This window comes from Edaphosphingomonas haloaromaticamans, assembly GCF_001853345.1.
In the GTDB taxonomy this organism is placed as follows: Bacteria; Pseudomonadota; Alphaproteobacteria; order Sphingomonadales; family Sphingomonadaceae; genus Sphingomonas_E; species Sphingomonas_E fennica.
Map to the genome: position 1 here is coordinate 2,107,042 of NZ_MIPT01000001.1, position 17,208 is coordinate 2,124,249.

Genomic DNA, 17,208 nt, shown 5'->3' on the forward strand with positions numbered 1-17,208 from the left:
CCTACTGTAGCACCATACGTAAATAACCGAACAGGCGATCATCATCGCTCATCGCCACGTTGAAGCGCATATGATCGCGCCAGCCGCCACTGGCGCTGAACACCGCACCCGGTGCAAGGACGATCTGCTTGGCCAACGCAGAGCGGGCGAGAGCGACCGCATCGACGCCATCCGGTAATCGTGCCCACAGAAAAATGCCCGCACCCGGTTCAGCCCAAGGCTCAATACCGAGGTCGCGCAGCCGCTTCGCCACGCGCGGCATGGCGCGGGCAAGGCGGGAGCGGACGGATTCAAGGTGCCTGCGATAACTTCCATCCGTCAGGACCGTGTGGAGCAAGCCTGCCGACAAGGGGCTACCAGCCATGGAGGTCGCGATGCGCAGATCGGCCAGTGCCTCGATCCAGTCGCCGCGCGCGGCAATGTTGCCGCATCTCACGGCTGCGGACAGGGACTTGGAAAAGCTGCCGATCCGGATCACTCTTTCCAGCCCGTCGAAGGCGGCGAGGCGCGGAGCCGGGACATGCTCGAAATCGGCGAAAATATCGTCCTCGACGATGACCATGTCATGGGCTTCGGCGATGCGGAGCAGCCGATGCGCCGCAGGTGCGGAAAGCATCGCACCCGTCGGATTATGGACGGCCGAATTGGTCAGATACAGGCGCGGCCTGTGCGTGACGGCCACCTCCGCGAACGCGGCGAGATCGGGGCCGCTGGGCGTCATCGGCACACCGATTACCTTGGCCCGATGCGCTCGCAGCAAGGCAAGGAAATTGAAGTAGCATGGATCATCGACCAGCACCGTGTCACCGGGCTGGAGAAGGAAGCGGCAGACCAGATCGAGCGCGTGGGTGCCGCTGTCGGTGAGAAGAATTTGGTCGGGCGAGGCCGCCACGCCCTGTTCGGCGAGGCGGCGAGCGAGCAGCGAGCGCAGCGCAGGTGAACCGAACGGCGAGGCATAGCTCGCGAGAGCGCCCGCATCCTTTGTACGCGCCATTGCGCGCATGGCCTTGCGCAGCGCCTCGCCTGCGAGCCAGTCATCCGGCAACCAGCCGCACCCCGGCATCCGTTCCGCGCGCCGTTCCCCCAGCGACTGACGGAGCATCCATAACGGATCGACCTCCCGCTCGGCGGTTTGCGTCAACCGTTCAAGCGTCAGCGGAGCCAGCGGAGCCGCGACATAAAAGCCCGATCCGGGCCGCGAGCGGATCATACCCTCGCTTGCAAGACGCTCATAAGCTTCGACCACGGTCGAGCGCGCGACGCTCATCGTGTCCGCCATCGCGCGGATGGATGGCAGCCGCGCGCCGGGCGTCAGCGTGCGGGCTTCGATCCGGTCGCGAATATGGCGGACGATACGTCCTGTCCGCGTTTCATTGGGGTTTGCCGCCACCGTCCTGCTTTCATGACCAGTACAGTTTGACGATATCGTATCGATCCGTGCCTGTCGATGCCGGTGCCGCCAGTTAGAAAAGCCGTCTGCGCAACAGGAGTTACAGCGTGAACAATCCCTTCCACCTCGTCGACGTGTTCGGCGTCGACCCTTTTACCGGCAACCCAGTCGCCGTGCTGTCCGATGCCGAAGCTCTCTCGACCGAGGAGATGCAGGCCATCACCCGCTGGCTGAACCTGTCGGAGACTACCTTCCTTCTGCCGCCGACCGACCCTGGAGCGGACTACAGGGTGCGCATCTTCACGCTTGCGCATGAACTGACCTTCGCCGGACATCCGACGCTGGGCAGCGCTCATGCTTGGATGGAGGCGGGCGGACAACCGAGGGATCGGAACATGATCGTGCAGGAATGCGGCGCAGGTCTGGTGAAGATCCGGAACGACGGCGAACGCCTTGCCTTCGCTGCGCCGCCCCTGCTGCGCGGCGGCACTCCCACGGAAGCAGACATCGCCCGGGTGGCGGAGGTTTTGCGTATCGAGCGTGGCGCAATCATGGGTGCGACGTGGGCGGATAATGGTCCCGGCTGGATCGCGGTGATGCTGGAATCGGCCGATGCCGTGCTGGCGGTGGAACCGAAAAGGAATCAGAGCCAGCGAATCGATATCGGCATTCTCGGCCCCTATGCGGCAGGCGGTGACGCAGCATTCGAGGTCCGCGCCTTTTTCAGCGACGCCCATGGCGCGCTGATCGAGGACCCGGTGACGGGCAGCCTCAACGCCGCGCTCGGCCAATGGCTGTTCGCGAGCGGCCGCGTGAACGATGCCTACATTGCAGCACAAGGCACGCGGCTGGGAAGGAGCGGTCGCATCCACGTCGAACAGGATGATGCCGGACAGATATGGGTTGCCGGTGCCACCCGTACGCTCTTTAGCGGCCGGAGTGCCAGTTGATGCAAATCGCGGTCCTGACCTTCGACGGCTTCAATGAACTCGATTCCTTCATTGGCGCTGCCATCCTCAACCGTCTCCGGCCGCGAGGCTGGCAGGCCCATATCACTGCCCCGTCAAAACAGGTCACGTCCATGAATGGCGTGACCGTGCAGCGCCAGCGCCCGCTGGAATTTGCCTGTGAGGCGGATGCAGTGTTGATCGGCAGCGGTATTCGGACGCGCGAGATTGCCGAGGACACCGCCTTGCTGGCTCGCCTGCAGCTCTATCCCACCCGTCAGCTGATCGCCGCGCAATGTTCCGGCACGTTGCTGTTGGCCAGGCTCGGTCTGATCGGCGACCTGCCGGCCTGCACCGACCTGACGACGAAGCCGTGTGTCGTGGAGGCGGGCGTCAACGTTATCGACGCGCCGTTCGCCGCTCATGGCAATGTCGCGACAGCGGGCGGCTGCCTTGCCGCGCCTTATCTCGCCGCGTGGATCATCGCGCGCGGCGCGTCGATCGACATCACGCACGAAGCGATGCATTATGTCGCTCCGGTGGGCGAGAAGAGCTTCTATGTCGATCATGCGCTGCGGGTGATCGAACCGGCCATATTGGCGGCAGCGCAGCACGAGACGGCCGGCGTCGGTTCAGGCGCTAGGATGCTCGACCCATTCGGCGCGGAAGAAGCGAGCCGATGGTAAGCCGTCATCCCGGTTCCTGCCACTGCGGCGGGGTCCGCTTCACCCTAGACAGCGATCCGATCGAATTGACGACATGCGATTGCTCATTATGCGTGAAGCGCAACGCATTGATGGTGAAAGTGCCCGAAGTAGCGCTGCATATCGAACAGGGAGAGCAACTGCTCTCGCTCTACGTATGGAACAGCGGCCGCGCGAAACATTATTTCTGCCGGCGTTGCGGCATCTACGTCTTCCACCGCAAGCGCGCGGCGCCCGATCACTTCGGGGTCAACATCTTCTGCCTCGACGGATTCGACGCGACCGCACTTCCCGTCCGGGCCACCGAGGGCGCGGGGATGAACCTTGTCTGTGACGATCCGCGACCTGAATGGCCTGGCCCGCGAGTTCCGGCCATGCGATCAGAAAAGCCCGCTGTATCCCGTCGGTGCTAGACGCGATCATCCTTGCTTCCTTGCATCTACAGGAGCTTCCATGTCCCCGACCGATCTTCTCGTGCCGACATATACGCATATGTTGCAAACGCTCGCAGGATTGCTGGAAAAGGCGCGCCAGCAATCGTCGGAGTCAGAAGCCGAAGCGCTCCTTGCCCAACGCCTCGCGCCCGACATGCTCCCCCTGTCAGCGCAGGTGCGGTTCGCCTGTCTGCAGGCGCAGGAAGCCGTATTCCGCCTCAAAGGTCAACTATTGCCGCAAGCTCTGGAGCAACTCGGACAGGAAGGGCATGCGGCCGGTGAAGAACCAGGATCGATGGTCGAAGCGCAAACCCGCATCGGTGACGCCCTATCGTTTCTCGGCAGCCTTGAGCCAGACGCTTTTGACGGAACCGAGGATAGGCGAGTGATCCTTGAACTGCCGGGCGGTCCAACGTTCGATATGACCGGCCAGGACTATGTCAGGGACTGGGCGCTGCCCCAATTCTATTTTCACGTCGTAACCGCTTACGCGATCCTCAGAAGCCGGGGGATCGAGATCGGCAAGGCCGACTATGTGCCGCATATGTTCAACTATCTTCGTTCCCCGACCGCGGCGTGAGGATACCGGTTCCCCGGCCGACAGTCGGCAAGAGCTTCGATCGATCCCCGGAACATGCGGATCACCTGTTCATCGTTACCGGAGGACCGGGATCGGGAAAGACCTCTCTCATCGAGGCTCTTGCTCTGGAGGGTTTCCGGCACACGCCGGAAGCAGGCCGCGCAATCATTCAGGATCAGGTCACCATCGGCGGTAGCGCGCTTCCATGGATCGACCGACAGGCGTTCGCGGAACTGATGCTGACCTGGGATCTGAGATCCTATCGCGAGGCAAGCAGGCGGGCCGGACCTGTGCTGTGTGATCGGGGCATTCCGGACGTGTTAGGCTATCTGGCTTTGTGCGGACTTGATGCACCGGCCCACATATGCCGGGCTGCGGAGCTCTTCCGGTATAACCGTACCGTATTCATCGCCCCCCATTGGCCGGAGATTTTCATCCAGGATGCTGAACGAAAGCAAAGCATGGCGGAGGCGAGAGCAACGCATCAGGTGATGACAGAGACCTATGCTGCCTTGGAATATGATCTCGTGCCGCTACCCCTTGCCAGCGTTTCCGAGCGTGTATCGTTCGTTCGCCAGCACATCTCCACGCGCTGACCTTGCCGGCATAGGCTTCGACTGCCGTTGAGTATATTGCAATTAATTCTCAATAGTATACATGACGCGTTGCAAGGGGTTTCATGACACTGTGCAAGCGGGTTCACTCACACCGACATTCTGGTCGTGCAATGCGGCGCGAGGGCTGTCGGTGGGCGCGGGTTCCCGCAGCTTCAGGGAAGAAGCCGAGGCGATCGAGAATTTGCGCCCGGGGATCAAGCTGGCTTTATTGCTCAAAGGGGCGATCGAAGTGGGAATTGCTGGTCAGACACACGCCAGCGAGTCCGGCCCGAGCGTGAACTTGTTTGTCAGCCGTCACGAATGGCAGCTTCACCATCGCTTCTCCAGCCTCAGCTCGCTGCAATATCTGACCCTGCATCTGGACGCAGAGGCTGCCGACGAGTTGCTCGGTGATGCCGATGCTCTTCTGCCGGAGGGCATGGCCCATCATCGAGCGACGTGCCCCGTCGCGATGCAGGCTATTGCGGAGCAAATTCTGAACGCGCCCTATGTGGGCGTGGCCCGGAGGCTTCACCTGGCCGGCAAGGCGCTCGAACTGGCAGCACTGGCGCTCGACACGCTGGCGCGACCATCCACCAACAGCTCGGTAAGTCTGGCAACGCCGCTCGAAGTCAGGCGGCTGCACGAATTACGCGATCGCCTGAACCGCGACCCCGCCAACATGCCGGGGCTGGATCGCCTGGCCCGCGACTGTGGCATGAACGTACGTCGGATGACGGCCGGGTTCCGGCGCCTCTTCGGTCAAAGCATCGGGGAATATCTGCGCGAGGCTCGGCTGCGCGAGGCATGGCGGCTGCTCGAATCCGGGCTTAGCGTCACGCTGACGGCAGAACAGGTCGGCTATACGCTGCCGCATTTCACCACGGCCTTCCGACAGCGTTTCGGTATCCTGCCGAGCACCCTTAACCGTTCCGGTCTCGAGCCGCCCGGAATCTGAAATTTCCGTCCGGCGATCGGAAAGACAGATCGCCACTCAGCTCCTATTCGCTCCGCTATTGCGAGTAATTAGCGAAGATCGGGCAAAGAGTGGATCGGAAGATTATCGTGCGATTGACCGCGGGCGTGGCTTGCCTCGCCATTGGCTGGGCCACCGCCGGAACCGCGCGGGCGGAAGAGACAGACTCGAAAACCGACGAGATCATCGTCACGGCCGCGTTCGCCGAAGGTGTGGGCGTGGGCACCAAGCTGCCTTTGACACTTTCCGAGACCCCGCAGACGATTAGCATCATTGATCGCGACCGGCTCGACGAACAGCGGCNTATCACGCTCGACGACGTGATGACCAATGCGCCCGGCGTTACCGTTCAGCCGGGCACGCGGTTGCGGACGGCATATTATTCGCGCGGCTTCGTCATCGATACGTTGAACTTCGACGGCATTCCGACCTCGGGCTGGAACGAGGCGGTCAACACCGAGGACATGGCGATCTATGATCGCGTGGAGCTTCTGCGCGGCGCGAGCGGCCTTCTTCAGGGGACCGGCAACCCTTCGGGCACGATCAATCTCGTCCGCAAGCGCCCGGGCAGCGATTTCGCGGCGGAAGCGACGCTGAGCGCCGGAAGCTGGAACAATTATCGGGCGGAGGGCGACATCAGCGTTCCGCTGGTCGCATCCGGCGATCTGCGCGCTCGCCTTGTCGGCATCTTCGAGGATCGGGACTATTTCTACGATGAAGGCCATCGGCGCAAATATCTCGCCTATGGCACAATCGAATGGAATCTCGCGCCGCGCACGGTGGTGGCCGCCACGATCAAATGGCAGGACGTCGCCGATGACGGCACGCTGATGGGTGTGCCGCGCTATACGGATGGCGGCGAACTTCCGATCCCGCGCTCGCGCTATCCCGGCGCGCCCTGGTCGAGCCGCAACTGGAACAATGTGCAGATGTTCGCGGAGCTACGCCATGAGTTCGGCGGCGACTGGGAAGCCAAGGTCGCCGTGAGCCGCATCTCCGGCGACAGCGACATGACCTATGCCAGCGCGATGGGCGCGGTGGATCGTGCGACCGGCATGGGACCGATCCTTTATGGCGGGGCCTATGATTTCAGGAATCGCGAGACCGATCTCGACGGCTATGTCTCGGGCGGCTTCGACCTGCTCGGCCGTCGACACCAGATTTTGGCCGGGGCCAATTACTGGGACGGCCACACCAGGCAGATTTCATACAACCTGCCGGGGCTGATGCAGCCCGTCGACCTTTTCTCCGACACGCCCGTCACCACGCCGGAGCCGACGACGCAAAGCTGGGGCGGCGAGCAGACGACGGATACCACCCAATATGGCGGCTATGCGGTGCTTCGCCTGAGTCTCGCCGAGCCCCTGACGCTGATCGCGGGCGGGCGGCTCAGCTGGTGGCGTACGGAGACGGTTCGCCGCGCCACGATCGGCGGGCCGCAGACGCCCACCGGCAAATACCGGATCAACCGCGAGTTCACACCTTATGGCGGTCTCGTCTGGAAGGTGGGCGGCCCTTTCTCGCTTTATGCGAGCTATGCCTCGATCTTCACACCGCAGAACAACCTGACTTACGACGGCGAGGTGCTCGATCCGATGACCGGCAGCAATATCGAGGCCGGCATCAAGGGTGAATGGTTCGGCGGAAAACTCAACGCATCGCTCGCCGCCTTCCGTATCCGGCAGAACAACCGGGCACAGCTCGACCCCGATCATCCCTGCATGCCCGGATCGGTATGCGCCTATATCGCCGACGGCAAGGTGGAGAGCAAAGGCTTCGATGCCGAGGTCCAGGGCGACCTGACAGAGGGCTGGTCCATCCAGGCCGGCTATACTTATGTCGACACCGAAAATCTGCGGGACCGCACCGCCACCGGCGTGCCCAGCGGTAACGAGGGCCAGCCGTTCTCCAGCTTCACGCCAAAACATATGGTGAAGCTGTGGACCCATTATCGACCGCCCGTGCTCGACGGAAAGCTCGGACTCGGCGCTGGGGTCAACTGGCAGAGCAGCTTCTACAGCCAGCAGGGCGCCGTTCGCATGACGCAGGGCAGCTATGCCGTGGTCAATTTGCGCGCCGATTATGCCATCACGCCACGGATCGACGTCGGGCTCAACGCCAACAACCTGTTCGACAAGCGCTATTTCGCGTCGATCGGCGGCACCAGCTGGAACAACTGGTATGGTGAGCCGCGCAGCGTCATGGCCACGCTCCGCGCGCGCTACTGACATGGGCGTCACCCTGTTCGATCCGCTGGGCACGCTCGTCCGGCTCGATGTCGACGGCCGTGCCGATGCCTTGCCGCGCTCGCCGGACGCCTGGCGGCAGGTCAATCGGGCGAAAGCCTCGCGCGTTCTGGGCATGAGCGAACCGAAACGGCCCGAGGACCTGCATCCGGACAACTGGGAAATGCATCCCGACGGCGACGAGATCCTGCATCTCGTCGAAGGCGATATCGATCTCGTCGTCGAGGATGAAAGCGGCGAAATCCTGCTGCCGCTCGCGCGCGGACAGAGCTGCGTGGTCGAGCGTGGGACCTGGCACCGCCTCCTGCTGCGCGCGCCCTCACGGCTGATGTTCCTGACCCCGGCCGGCGGCACGCGCATGCGTCCGCATGAAGTATGAAAACGCGCATCCTGCTCTGGAAGCTGCACCGATGGATCGGGCTCGCCTGCGCCATGCCGTTTGCGCTCCTGGCCGTCACGGGACTTGGCCTGCTCATCTGTCATGCGACCGAAACGGCCGCGGGACCACGGCTTGATCGTCCCGTTACCACTCTGGCCGGAGTCGATGTGGCGATTTCAGCGCTTCGGGCGCGCTACGGCGATACCTCACTGGGCCTGATCCTCCCCGCACCCGATCCCCGTCATGCATGGCAGGCATCGGTGCATGCGGCGGATGGCGAGCCCCTCACCGTCGCCCTCGATCCGCAATCGGGACAGATATTTCCGCCGGTGCCTGCCGGATCGGCGGCGCGGGACATCCTGCTCGCCGTTCATAACAGCCTGTTGCTCGGATTGGGCGGGAAGGCCATCGCGCTTCTGACGGCCATCGCACTCATCATGCTTGCGATCAGCGGGTTTGCGATCATGCGTCGACGTTTGCGGACGTTGACGAGCGCGCCCTGGCATAGCCCCTCGCCCCTGGCCGGACTGCACAAATGGACGGGGCTGGTCGTGATGATCTTTCTGTTTCTCTCCGCGAGCAGCGGCTTCCTGTTGCTCGGGTTCAAGACACTCGGCGAATTCAGCCGGCCCGGTCGACCAAACACGGCAATGGCGCGACCGATATCCGACGTCCCCCGGGCGCCGCTACGGCCTATGCTGGAATCCGCGCTGAACGCACATCCGGGTGCCGAGCTTCTGGGCATCATGCCCGGACACGGCGCCGAGCCGGTGGCAGTGATGCTCCTCGTTCGCGACGCCGCTCCCTGGGGCAAGTCGGTGACCGTGCGTTTCGACGGCCAGTCCGGCGTGATGGCTCCAGCACGGCCTGTTCCGGCCTTCATGAAGCTGATGATCGCTGCAAAATCCCTGCACACCGGCCTGTGGGACAGGTCCGTGATGCTTGGCCTCTATCTGCTCGCCGCCACGCTGTGCGTGATCCTTCTCGTAACCGGTCCATGGCTCTGGTGGCAGCGAGGCCCAACGAAAAGGCATGCTCGATGAACGCCGCCTCCTATTTCCACAATTATCGGCTTCTCGCGACGGTCGGCGCGCTCTATGTCGCGCAGGGCATCCCGCTGGGACTTGCCATGGAAACGTTGCCGACGCTGCTGCGGCGGGATGGCGTGTCGTTGACAGGGATAGCCTTCCTGCCGTTGGTCGGCCTGCCCTGGATCGTGAAATTCCTGTGGGCGCCCTTCGTCGACAATCACTGGTCCAGACGGATCGGCAAGCGGCGCAGCTGGATCATTCCGATGCAGGCGACCGTGTTCCTCTGCCTCGCGGCGGTGGCGATACTGGGTATCGGCGAAGCGACCACGCCCATTGCGATCGCACTGTTCGCGCTGGCCTCGCTGGCGTCGGCGACGCAGGACACGGCAACCGACGGTCTTGGCGCCGAGAATTTCGAGGGCGCGATGTTGGTTCGCGCCAATGCGGTGCAGGTCGGCGGCACCATGATCGGGTTCTTCATCGGCGGCGCCGGGTGCCTGATCCTCGCCGGAATGCTGGGCAGGCAAGCGGCATTGGCGGCCATGGCACTGATCGTCCTTTCGGGCCTTGTGCTGATACTCCTGTGGCGGGAGCCGGCACCAGCGGCGCAATCAACCACCAGGCCGGAACACGCCAGTCTGTCACGCTTCGTCCGGCGGCCGGGAGCAGTTTCCGTGCTGGCTATTGCCTTGCTGACGGCCGTAACAGCGAGCTCCGTCTTTGGTTTGTCCAAGCTCTTCCTGATCGATAGAGGCTGGGCGCTGGAAGCCATCGGCCAAATCGGCATGATCGGCGGGGTCGTGACAGTGGTCGTTGGATGCGGCGGAGGGGCGTGGCTCGTGCGCCGGATGGGCATCGCGCGCGTCCTGCTGCTCAGTCTTGGGCTGTCCTGCGCAGGCGCATGCCTCTGGATCATGCAGGCATCAGCCATTCTGCCGGTCGAAAGGCATATCGCTCTTGTCGCCATCCTGCTGGGTTCGGCTGGCAGCGGGGGCGCATCGGTCGCCGCAATGACCCTCGCAATGCGCTTCGCCGCAAGGGCAAGGCAAGCCGGGACCGACATGACAGTCGTACAAAGCAGCCGCGATCTGGGTGAGATCGGAACCTCCGCCACTGTCACCGCCATTGCCGGGGTGGCGGGATATTCCAGCGGGTTTGCTTTCAGCATTGTCGCCGCGATCGCCGCCGTTTTCGTTATATTGTCCTTCAGGCGTAACGACGCGCTTCGGCAGCTTGCCGATGAAGCATCAGATGGGGAAGAGTGGTCACCCCGGCTTAACCCGGATTGACGACGGCAGTGTGATGACCGCAGCCTCGCCGCTCATCTGCTTCTATTCCGCCTCAAAGCGAGGGAAAGGCCGAGAACGGCGAGCGACACTGCGAACACCACGGCAGGCGCGACAGCATGGCCGTAATCCGCATTCACCAAGGTCGTGAGCGTCGCGGCCGCCATGACCACGGCTCCGAGCGCGGCGCCGAACGCGCGGGTGGCGGACCGTATCAGCAATATGCCGGCGGTCAGTTCCAGCGCGGCCGTGACGTAATGGAACCAGTCCGGATAGCCCCAGGCCGCATAGGCGGCGGCATATTCTTCGGAGATGAAGGCGTTGCCATAGGCCCCGAACAGGAAAAACGCCGCCAGCGGCCACGCCAATATCGTCGATAACAGGGGAAGAGCCTTGTTCACTTTGCCGACCTTTCGGAAAGATGTGCGCCGTCGATTGACCAGCCGCCGCCGAGCGCCTTGAACAAATCGACCCGCGCCAGGGACAATTGCCGCAGGGACGCTGCGTGGGAGGCTCGCGCGGCCAGCAGGTCGGACTGGGCAACCAGCACGTCCAGCCAGCCGATCGAACCGGCGCGATAGCGCCTGTCGGCAAGCTCGTAAGCCCGCGCCGATCGGTCCTGCGCCTCGCGCAGCGCGGCCAGCCGACGCTGTTCGGTCGCGACGATGGCGAGGGCCTGTTCGACCTCCTTGAGCGCCGTGATGACCTTCCCGTCGAACGCGGCCAGCGATGCCGCGCCCCGCGCCTCCGCCTGAAGCAGCCGCGCGCGGGCGACCGACATGTTGGGGAACCGCCACGACAGCAGCGGGCCGAGCGAGAAGCTGAAGGAATCGCTTCCCCGCACCACGTCGTTGCGGAAGAAGGTGCCGGAACCGCCAAGGCTGATGACGGGATAGAGGTCGGCGGTCGCCACGCCGATCCTCGCCGTATCGGCCGCAAGCTGGCGCTCGGCCTGCCTGAGATCGGGCCTTCGCCGCAGCAATGCCGCGCCGTCTCCGATGGGAACGGCGGCAGCGGGTTCAGGCGGCACCGCGCAGAGCCGCGCCGTTTCCGGCACATCGTCCGGAGTGGTGCCGAGCAAGGCCGCCAGTTCGAACAAGGCGACCTGCCGCTGTCCTTCGAACGCCGGAAGCGCTGCCTTGGCGGTCGCCTCGGCCGCCGTAGCCCGTTCCACGTCGAGCCGGCTGGCTGATCCGGCGTGCTCCTGCGCCGTCACGAGGCGCAGGCTGTCGGTGCTGGTCTGCAAGGATTGTTGCGCCACGGACAGGGCATAAGCCGCCGCGCAGGCATCCAGATAGGCGCGGGTCGTTTCCGCAGCGACGGCCACGCGCACGGCATCGCGGGCGGCTTGGACCGCTTCGGCATCGGCGCGGGCCGCCTCGATGGCGCGCCCGATCCGGCCGAACAGATCGGCTTCCCACGCCAGCGCGACTCCGGCGTTCTGCGACCATTGCGCGTCGTTGCCGACCGGCGCGCCGACCTGCGTGGAATCGCCATAGCTGACGCCGCCCGATACCTCGGTGGATGGCAGCCGTCCGGCGCGTGCCTCCTGCAGGATCGCGCGCGCTCGGGCGNGATTGGCCGATGCGACGCGCAGGTCCGTGTTGGCCGCGAGGGCCTGCTCGATCAGGCTGTCGAGCGCCGGATCGCGGTAGAGCCGCCACCAATCGTCGGGCAGGTCGCCAGCCCGATCGATGCCGTCGGCCGTCGTGATGAACGGCCCTGCCGACGCAGCGGGGGTCTGCGGGGGGGCATAGGCAGGGCCGGCCGCGCAAGCCGAAGCGAGCAGCGGCAAGAGGATAAGAGAGAGCCGGGACTTACGCATGGGCCAGACCCCCTTCAGCCGGGTATTCGCCGGTTTCGGTCGGCTCCTTCGGGCGGTGATCGCCCGCCAGCAGGGAATAGACTGTGGGCAGCACGAACAGCGTGAACAGCGTTCCCACCAGCAGGCCCATGACGACGACGATGCCGATGGCAAAGCGGCTGTTCGCCCCGGCGCCCCCGGCGAACAGCAGCGGCACGAGGCCGGCGGCCATCGCCGCGGTGGTCATCAGGATCGGCCGCATCCGCACCGCTGCGGCATGGCGGATCGCCTCGACCCGGCTCCAGCCTTCATGCCGCTGCATCTCGTTGGCGAAGGACACCATCAGGATGCCGTGCTTGGAAATCAGCCCGATCAGCGTGACGAGCCCAATCTGGGTGTAGATGTTGAGCGTGGCATAGCCGAGATAGAGCGGCGCCAGCGCCCCGCATATCGCCAGCGGCACAGTGACGAGGATCACCAGCGGATCGCGGAAGCTCTCGAACTGCGCCGCCAGCACGAGGAAGATTACCACCAGCGCGAAGCCGAAGGAGACGGTCAGCCGGTTGCCTTCCTGCACATATTGCCGGCTGTTCGACAGCCAGTCGACGCTCGTGCCCTCGGGCAGCGTCTGGCTTTGCAGGAAGTCCACCGCCTGTCCCATGGTCACGCCCGGCAGCAGCACGGCCGACAGCGTGGCGCTGTTNATCTGGTTGAACTGCGGCAGCCGGTTAGGCTGTGGGCGTATTTCGACGCTGGCGATGGTGGCGAGCGGAACGAGGCTGCCCGACGCCGTTCTCACCTGGAACCGGCCGAGATCGTCGGGCGCGAGCCGGTGGCTCTGCGGAACCTGCGCGATCACGTCATACGAGCGGTCGTGCCAGTTGAACCGGTTCACATAATTCTCGCCGACGAGGATCGCCAGCGTGTCGGCGACTTCGGACATGCTGACGCCCATTTCGCCCGCTTTCGCGCGGTCGATGATGATGTGCGCTTCGGGGCTGTCGAAGGCGAGGTCGCTGTCCACGAAGGCGAACAGTCCGCTGCCCCAGGCGGCGCCCTTGATGGTTTCGAGCGTCTGGTAGATTTGCGGAAAATCGTCCGCCGAGCGGATCACCATCTGCACCGGCAGGCCGCCGCTGCCCGCAGGCAAGGGACTGTCCTGAAAGGCGGTCGCATAGACGCCGGTCACCGCCGCCGTGCGCGCGGTCAGCTCCGCCTGAATGTCGTCGGCCGAACGGTCCCGTTCCGCCCAGTCCTTGAGCACGACGCCGCCGAACCCGCCATTGGCGTTGTTATCGCCGCCCGAGCCGAACCAGCTGCTCCTGAACTCGGGTAGGGTCTGGAAGATGCGCTCGACTTCATCGCTATAGCGCCGCGTGTAATCGAGGTTGGCATATTGCGGCGCCTTGGTCTGCACGAAGACATATCCCATGTCCTCCGGCGGGGCGAGTTCGCGCTGGGCGCCGGTGAACAGCAACACAATCGCGCCGAGCATGGCGACGCCCACGATCAGGACGGCCGCCCGCGCCGCCAGCGTCCGGTCCAGCAGGCGGGAATAGCCGGTAGTGAGGCGGTGCATGCTGCGCTCGATGGCCTGGCTCAGCCTGCCTTCGCCCAGTTTCGAATGGAGCAGTTTGCCGCTCATCATGGGCGACAAAGTCAGCGCGACCACGCCGGAGACGATGACGGAGCCTGCCAGCGTGAAGGCGAATTCGCGGAACAGCGCCCCTGTCAGGCCGCCCATCAGTCCGATCGGGGCATAGACGGCGGCGAGCGTGATCGTCATCGCGATCACCGGCCCGACGATTTCCCGCGCGCCGACCAGGGCGGCGTCGAACGGCTTCAGCCCTTCCTCGATATGCCGGTGGATATTCTCGACGACGACGATCGCGTCATCGACCACCAGCCCGATGGCAAGGACCATCGCCAGCAGCGTCAGCAAGTTGAAGGAGAAACCGAACGCCAGCATCAGCGCCGCCGTGCCCAGCAGCGAAAGCGGAATGGTGACGATGGGGATGATGACGGCGCGCAGAGAGCCGAGGAACAGGAAGATCACGACAACCACGATCAGGACTGCCTCGATCAACGTGCGCTCGACCTCATCGATGGAGGCGTTGACGAAATGGGCGACGTCGAAATCATTGGCAACCTCCACCCCCGGCGGGGCGACGCGCTGGATTTCCGGCAGCAGCGCCTTTACCGCTGCGACGATTTCCAGCGGGTTTCCGTCCGGCGTCGGCGAAATGGCGATGGACACGCCGGGGCGGCCGGAGGCCTGCGCGGCAGCGTCATAATTCTGGCCGCCAAGCTCCACGGTGGCGATATCCCCCAGCCGCACGACGCCGCTGTTGCCGGTCTTCACGACCATGCGGCGAAAGGATTCCACATCCCGCAAGTCGGTGCCGGCGGTGATGTTGATCGCGGTATTCTCGCCCTTCAGCTTTCCGGGGGACGCCTGCACATTGTTGGCGCGCAAGGCGGCCGCGATATCGCCCGCCGTCAGGCCGCGCGCGGCGAGCTTCACCGGATCGACCCACACGCGCATTGCCAGCGGCGCGCCGCCGCTGATCTGGGCGGATGCCACACCGCGGACCGAGGTCAGAAGCGGCTGGGCGACGCGCGTCGCGAAATCCACCAGCTGCGGCGGCGGCAGATCGTCGCTGATGAAGGAGATATACTGGATCGCCGAAGCGCCGTCGGTGATCTTGGTGATGACGGGATCGGTAACGCCCGTGGGCAGGCGGAACTTGACCTGCTGCACCTTGGCGAGGATTTCCGTCATCGCCCGGTCCGCGTCGGCATTGAGCACCAGCTTCGCGCTGATCCGGCTGCTGCCTTGCAGCGATGTCGAGGTTATATACTCGATGCCGCTGGCGGTCGCGATGGCTTGGGCGATGGGCGTGGTGACGAAACCCTGCATCACATCCTGCGTCGCGCCGGGAAACGCCGTGTCGATCGTGATCGTCGCGCTTTCCATCCGGGGATATTGCCGGACCGGAAGGCTGAACGTCGCACTGACGCCCACCAGCAGGATCAGCAGGCTGACCACGATCGCGAGGATGGGGCGACGGATAAAGATGTCGGTGAACGCCATATCAGCGGCCTCCAGCTCGTGCGGGGGCGGTCACGGTCACGTCCGCGCCGGGCTGGATGCGAAGCTGCCCTGCCGTCACCACGACATCGCCGGGCTTCAGGCCCCGTTCGATCACTATGTCATTGCCGATTCGTCGTCCGGTGCGGACCGGAACGAACTCCGCCTTGCCGCCTTTCCGGGCATCCTTGCCGCGAATGACGATCACGCTGTCGCCCTGCGCCGATGTCTGGATAGCCGTCGCCGGAACGACGAGCGCACCTGTTTGGGGCGGCAGCACCAGCGAGGCGGTGACATACATGCCGGGGCGAAGCACCCGGTCGGGGTTGGGCAGGATCGCCTGTACGGCAATATTGCGCGTGTCCTCGCCGATCCGGGGTTCGACCGCGTTCACGCGCGCGGTGAATGTCCGCTGCGGATAGGCATCGCTCGCGACCGTGACCGTGGCGCCCGGCTTGATCATCCCGAGGTTCTGCTGCGGCAGCGCGAATTCCACATAAAGGCGCGACAGGTCGGTCAGCGTGGCGATCGGATCGCCGGGATTGAGATACTGGCCGGGATTGACGCGGCGGATGCCGATCTGTCCGGCAAAGGGCGCGCGCACCTGCTTCTGGATCAGCCGGGCGTCGAGCTGGCGCACCGCCGCAAGCGCCTGATCCCGTTCCGCGCGGCGCTCTTCAAGCTGTTCGCGCGGTTCCGCGCCGCTCGGTGCAAGCTCTTCCGAGCGCACAACCTGCATGCGCGCGAAGGCAGCCCTTGCCCGCGCCGCGTCCCGGTCCGCCCGTTCCGGCCCGTCGAAAAGCTGAACAAGCAAGGCCCCGGCACCGACCTCTGCGCCCGAATCAAACCGGATTACCGAAACGCGACCGGCAACTTCGGCTGACAATTCGACTTCGCGCACGGCCCTGAGAGTGCCGATCGCTTCCAGGGACAGGGGAACGTTCCTTGGCTCCAGTTGCACGGCGGCCACGGGCAGCGGTGCTTGATGCCACTCCTGCGCCTGTCCCGCCTTGAGCATGCGCCAGACGAACAAGCCTCCCAGCACAAGGGCAAGGGCGAAGACCGTTGCAAGGATGGTGCGAATGTGTGGGAGGCGCGCTTTCGTGCGCTCGATCAAGCTCATGTCGGCTCCGGTTTATGTCCGCGAGTTCGGACGGAATGGATGCTTGCGGAACAAGCCGACCTGCCTCATACAACCTCAACATTTGTTGAGGTCAAGGACTATTTATGTCTCCCGCGATGCCGCAGGCGCTGTCCGTTGGCGAAGTGGCGCGCCGCAGCGGCGTTCCCGTTTCGACGGTTCATTTCTACGAGAAGCAGGGTCTGATCGCGGGCTGGCGCACGGAAGGAAACCAGCGCCGTTATCACCGCTCCGTCCTGCGCCGGATCGCCATCATCCGCATTGCCCAGCGTGCCGGCATCCCGCTGGCGATCATCAAGGACGCGCTGGCCGATATGCCGCACGACCATGTTCCAACCGCGCGGGACTGGCGGAATTTCACCGATGCCTGGACCGGCATGCTCAACGAGCGGATCATGTCGCTGACTCAGCTTCGCGACCAGATCGTGAGCTGCATCGGCTGCGGCTGCCTGTCGCTTGAGGAATGTCCGCTACGCAATCCGATGGATGAACTGGGGCGGTCGGGACCGGGGCCGCGGCGACTGAATAATCGCTAGCCTGCGCTACCCTCGAGAGGGTGGGTAAATATTAATGGACAATTTGTGCTTAGAATTTTGCGCCCAT

The 17,208-nt window shown here is 64.3% G+C and carries 16 protein-coding genes; 11 read left to right on the forward strand and 5 right to left on the reverse strand.

Features of this window, described 5'->3' with window-relative positions:
* Window position 1: 1 nt before the first annotated feature.
* The gene (locus BHE75_RS09785) at window positions 2–1,390 is read right to left on the reverse strand and encodes a PLP-dependent aminotransferase family protein (protein ID WP_070933748.1); all 1,389 of its coding nucleotides are present in this window, start codon (window positions 1,388–1,390) and stop codon (window positions 2–4) included.
* 107 nt (window positions 1,391–1,497) lie between these two features.
* Here BHE75_RS09785 and BHE75_RS09790 point away from each other — a divergent pair, with 107 nt between their 5' ends.
* The 10 genes from BHE75_RS09790 to BHE75_RS09835 all read left to right on the forward strand — a co-directional run bounded on the left by BHE75_RS09790 (window position 1,498) and on the right by BHE75_RS09835 (window position 10,572).
* Complete coding sequence (locus BHE75_RS09790; RefSeq protein WP_070933749.1) at window positions 1,498–2,340, forward strand: PhzF family phenazine biosynthesis protein; 843 nt, start codon at window positions 1,498–1,500, stop codon at window positions 2,338–2,340.
* Window positions 2,340–3,023, forward strand: coding sequence for a DJ-1/PfpI family protein (locus BHE75_RS09795; RefSeq protein WP_084653073.1), 684 nt, complete (start codon window positions 2,340–2,342; stop codon window positions 3,021–3,023). Before BHE75_RS09790 ends, BHE75_RS09795 begins: the two co-directional genes overlap by 1 nt.
* Window positions 3,017–3,454, forward strand: a complete 438-nt coding sequence (locus BHE75_RS23215; RefSeq protein WP_084653076.1) for a GFA family protein — start codon at window positions 3,017–3,019, stop codon at window positions 3,452–3,454. The genes BHE75_RS09795 and BHE75_RS23215 overlap by 7 nt, the downstream gene beginning before the upstream one ends.
* 40 nt (window positions 3,455–3,494) lie before the next feature.
* Window positions 3,495–4,055, forward strand: coding sequence for a DUF1993 domain-containing protein (locus tag BHE75_RS09800; protein WP_070933750.1), 561 nt, complete (start codon window positions 3,495–3,497; stop codon window positions 4,053–4,055).
* Window positions 4,052–4,651, forward strand: coding sequence for an AAA family ATPase (locus BHE75_RS09805; RefSeq protein ID WP_425506121.1), 600 nt, complete (start codon window positions 4,052–4,054; stop codon window positions 4,649–4,651). Before BHE75_RS09800 ends, BHE75_RS09805 begins: the two co-directional genes overlap by 4 nt.
* Before the next feature lie 151 nt (window positions 4,652–4,802).
* On the forward strand, window positions 4,803–5,609 hold the full coding sequence (locus BHE75_RS23220; RefSeq protein WP_188083566.1) for a helix-turn-helix transcriptional regulator: 807 nt from the start codon (window positions 4,803–4,805) through the stop codon (window positions 5,607–5,609).
* Window positions 5,610–5,845: 236 nt separating this feature from the next.
* Complete coding sequence (locus BHE75_RS09820) at window positions 5,846–7,855, forward strand: TonB-dependent siderophore receptor (protein WP_438830618.1); 2,010 nt, start codon at window positions 5,846–5,848, stop codon at window positions 7,853–7,855.
* A gap of 1 nt (window position 7,856) precedes the next feature.
* Window positions 7,857–8,252: a cupin domain-containing protein gene (locus tag BHE75_RS09825; RefSeq protein WP_015460385.1), complete on the forward strand. Its 396-nt coding sequence runs from the start codon at window positions 7,857–7,859 to the stop codon at window positions 8,250–8,252.
* On the forward strand, window positions 8,249–9,295 hold the full coding sequence (locus tag BHE75_RS09830) for a PepSY-associated TM helix domain-containing protein (protein ID WP_015460384.1): 1,047 nt from the start codon (window positions 8,249–8,251) through the stop codon (window positions 9,293–9,295). Before BHE75_RS09825 ends, BHE75_RS09830 begins: the two co-directional genes overlap by 4 nt.
* Entirely contained in the window at window positions 9,292–10,572 is a 1,281-nt protein-coding gene (locus BHE75_RS09835) for a RhtX/FptX family siderophore transporter (RefSeq protein ID WP_015460383.1), read from the forward strand. The genes BHE75_RS09830 and BHE75_RS09835 overlap by 4 nt, the downstream gene beginning before the upstream one ends.
* Window positions 10,573–10,604: 32 nt before the next feature.
* Here BHE75_RS09835 and BHE75_RS09840 read toward each other — a convergent pair whose 3' ends face one another.
* From BHE75_RS09840 to BHE75_RS09855, 4 genes are all read right to left on the reverse strand, one after another.
* Window positions 10,605–10,970, reverse strand: coding sequence for a DoxX family protein (locus tag BHE75_RS09840; protein WP_015460382.1), 366 nt, complete (start codon window positions 10,968–10,970; stop codon window positions 10,605–10,607).
* On the reverse strand, window positions 10,967–12,394 hold the full coding sequence (locus tag BHE75_RS09845) for an efflux transporter outer membrane subunit (protein ID WP_070933754.1): 1,428 nt from the start codon (window positions 12,392–12,394) through the stop codon (window positions 10,967–10,969). Before BHE75_RS09845 ends, BHE75_RS09840 begins: the two co-directional genes overlap by 4 nt.
* On the reverse strand, window positions 12,387–15,467 hold the full coding sequence (locus BHE75_RS09850) for an efflux RND transporter permease subunit (protein WP_070933755.1): 3,081 nt from the start codon (window positions 15,465–15,467) through the stop codon (window positions 12,387–12,389). Before BHE75_RS09850 ends, BHE75_RS09845 begins: the two co-directional genes overlap by 8 nt.
* 1 nt (window position 15,468) lies before the next feature.
* A complete protein-coding gene (locus BHE75_RS09855; RefSeq protein WP_070933756.1) occupies window positions 15,469–16,587 on the reverse strand; it encodes an efflux RND transporter periplasmic adaptor subunit in 1,119 nt (372 codons plus the stop codon).
* Between the two features lie 104 nt (window positions 16,588–16,691).
* On the opposite strand from BHE75_RS09855, the gene soxR reads away from it, so the two are divergent.
* Window positions 16,692–17,141: a redox-sensitive transcriptional activator SoxR gene (gene soxR / locus BHE75_RS09860; RefSeq protein ID WP_015460392.1), complete on the forward strand. Its 450-nt coding sequence runs from the start codon at window positions 16,692–16,694 to the stop codon at window positions 17,139–17,141.
* Window positions 17,142–17,208 lie beyond the last annotated feature (67 nt).

Excerpts from the sequence above, each read along its gene's own strand:
- BHE75_RS09830 (WP_015460384.1), top strand. The coding sequence starts at position 8,249 with ATGAAAACGCGCATCCTGCTCTGGAAGCTGCACCGATGGATCGGGCTC.
- soxR (WP_015460392.1), top strand. The coding sequence starts at position 16,692 with ATGTCTCCCGCGATGCCGCAGGCGCTGTCCGTTGGCGAAGTGGCGCGC.
- BHE75_RS09855 (WP_070933756.1), bottom strand. The coding sequence starts at position 16,587 with ATGAGCTTGATCGAGCGCACGAAAGCGCGCCTCCCACACATTCGCACC.
- BHE75_RS09825 (WP_015460385.1), top strand. The coding sequence starts at position 7,857 with ATGGGCGTCACCCTGTTCGATCCGCTGGGCACGCTCGTCCGGCTCGAT.
- BHE75_RS23215 (WP_084653076.1), top strand. The coding sequence starts at position 3,017 with ATGGTAAGCCGTCATCCCGGTTCCTGCCACTGCGGCGGGGTCCGCTTC.
- BHE75_RS09835 (WP_015460383.1), top strand. The coding sequence starts at position 9,292 with ATGAACGCCGCCTCCTATTTCCACAATTATCGGCTTCTCGCGACGGTC.
- BHE75_RS09800 (WP_070933750.1), top strand. The coding sequence starts at position 3,495 with ATGTCCCCGACCGATCTTCTCGTGCCGACATATACGCATATGTTGCAA.
- BHE75_RS09795 (WP_084653073.1), top strand. The coding sequence starts at position 2,340 with ATGCAAATCGCGGTCCTGACCTTCGACGGCTTCAATGAACTCGATTCC.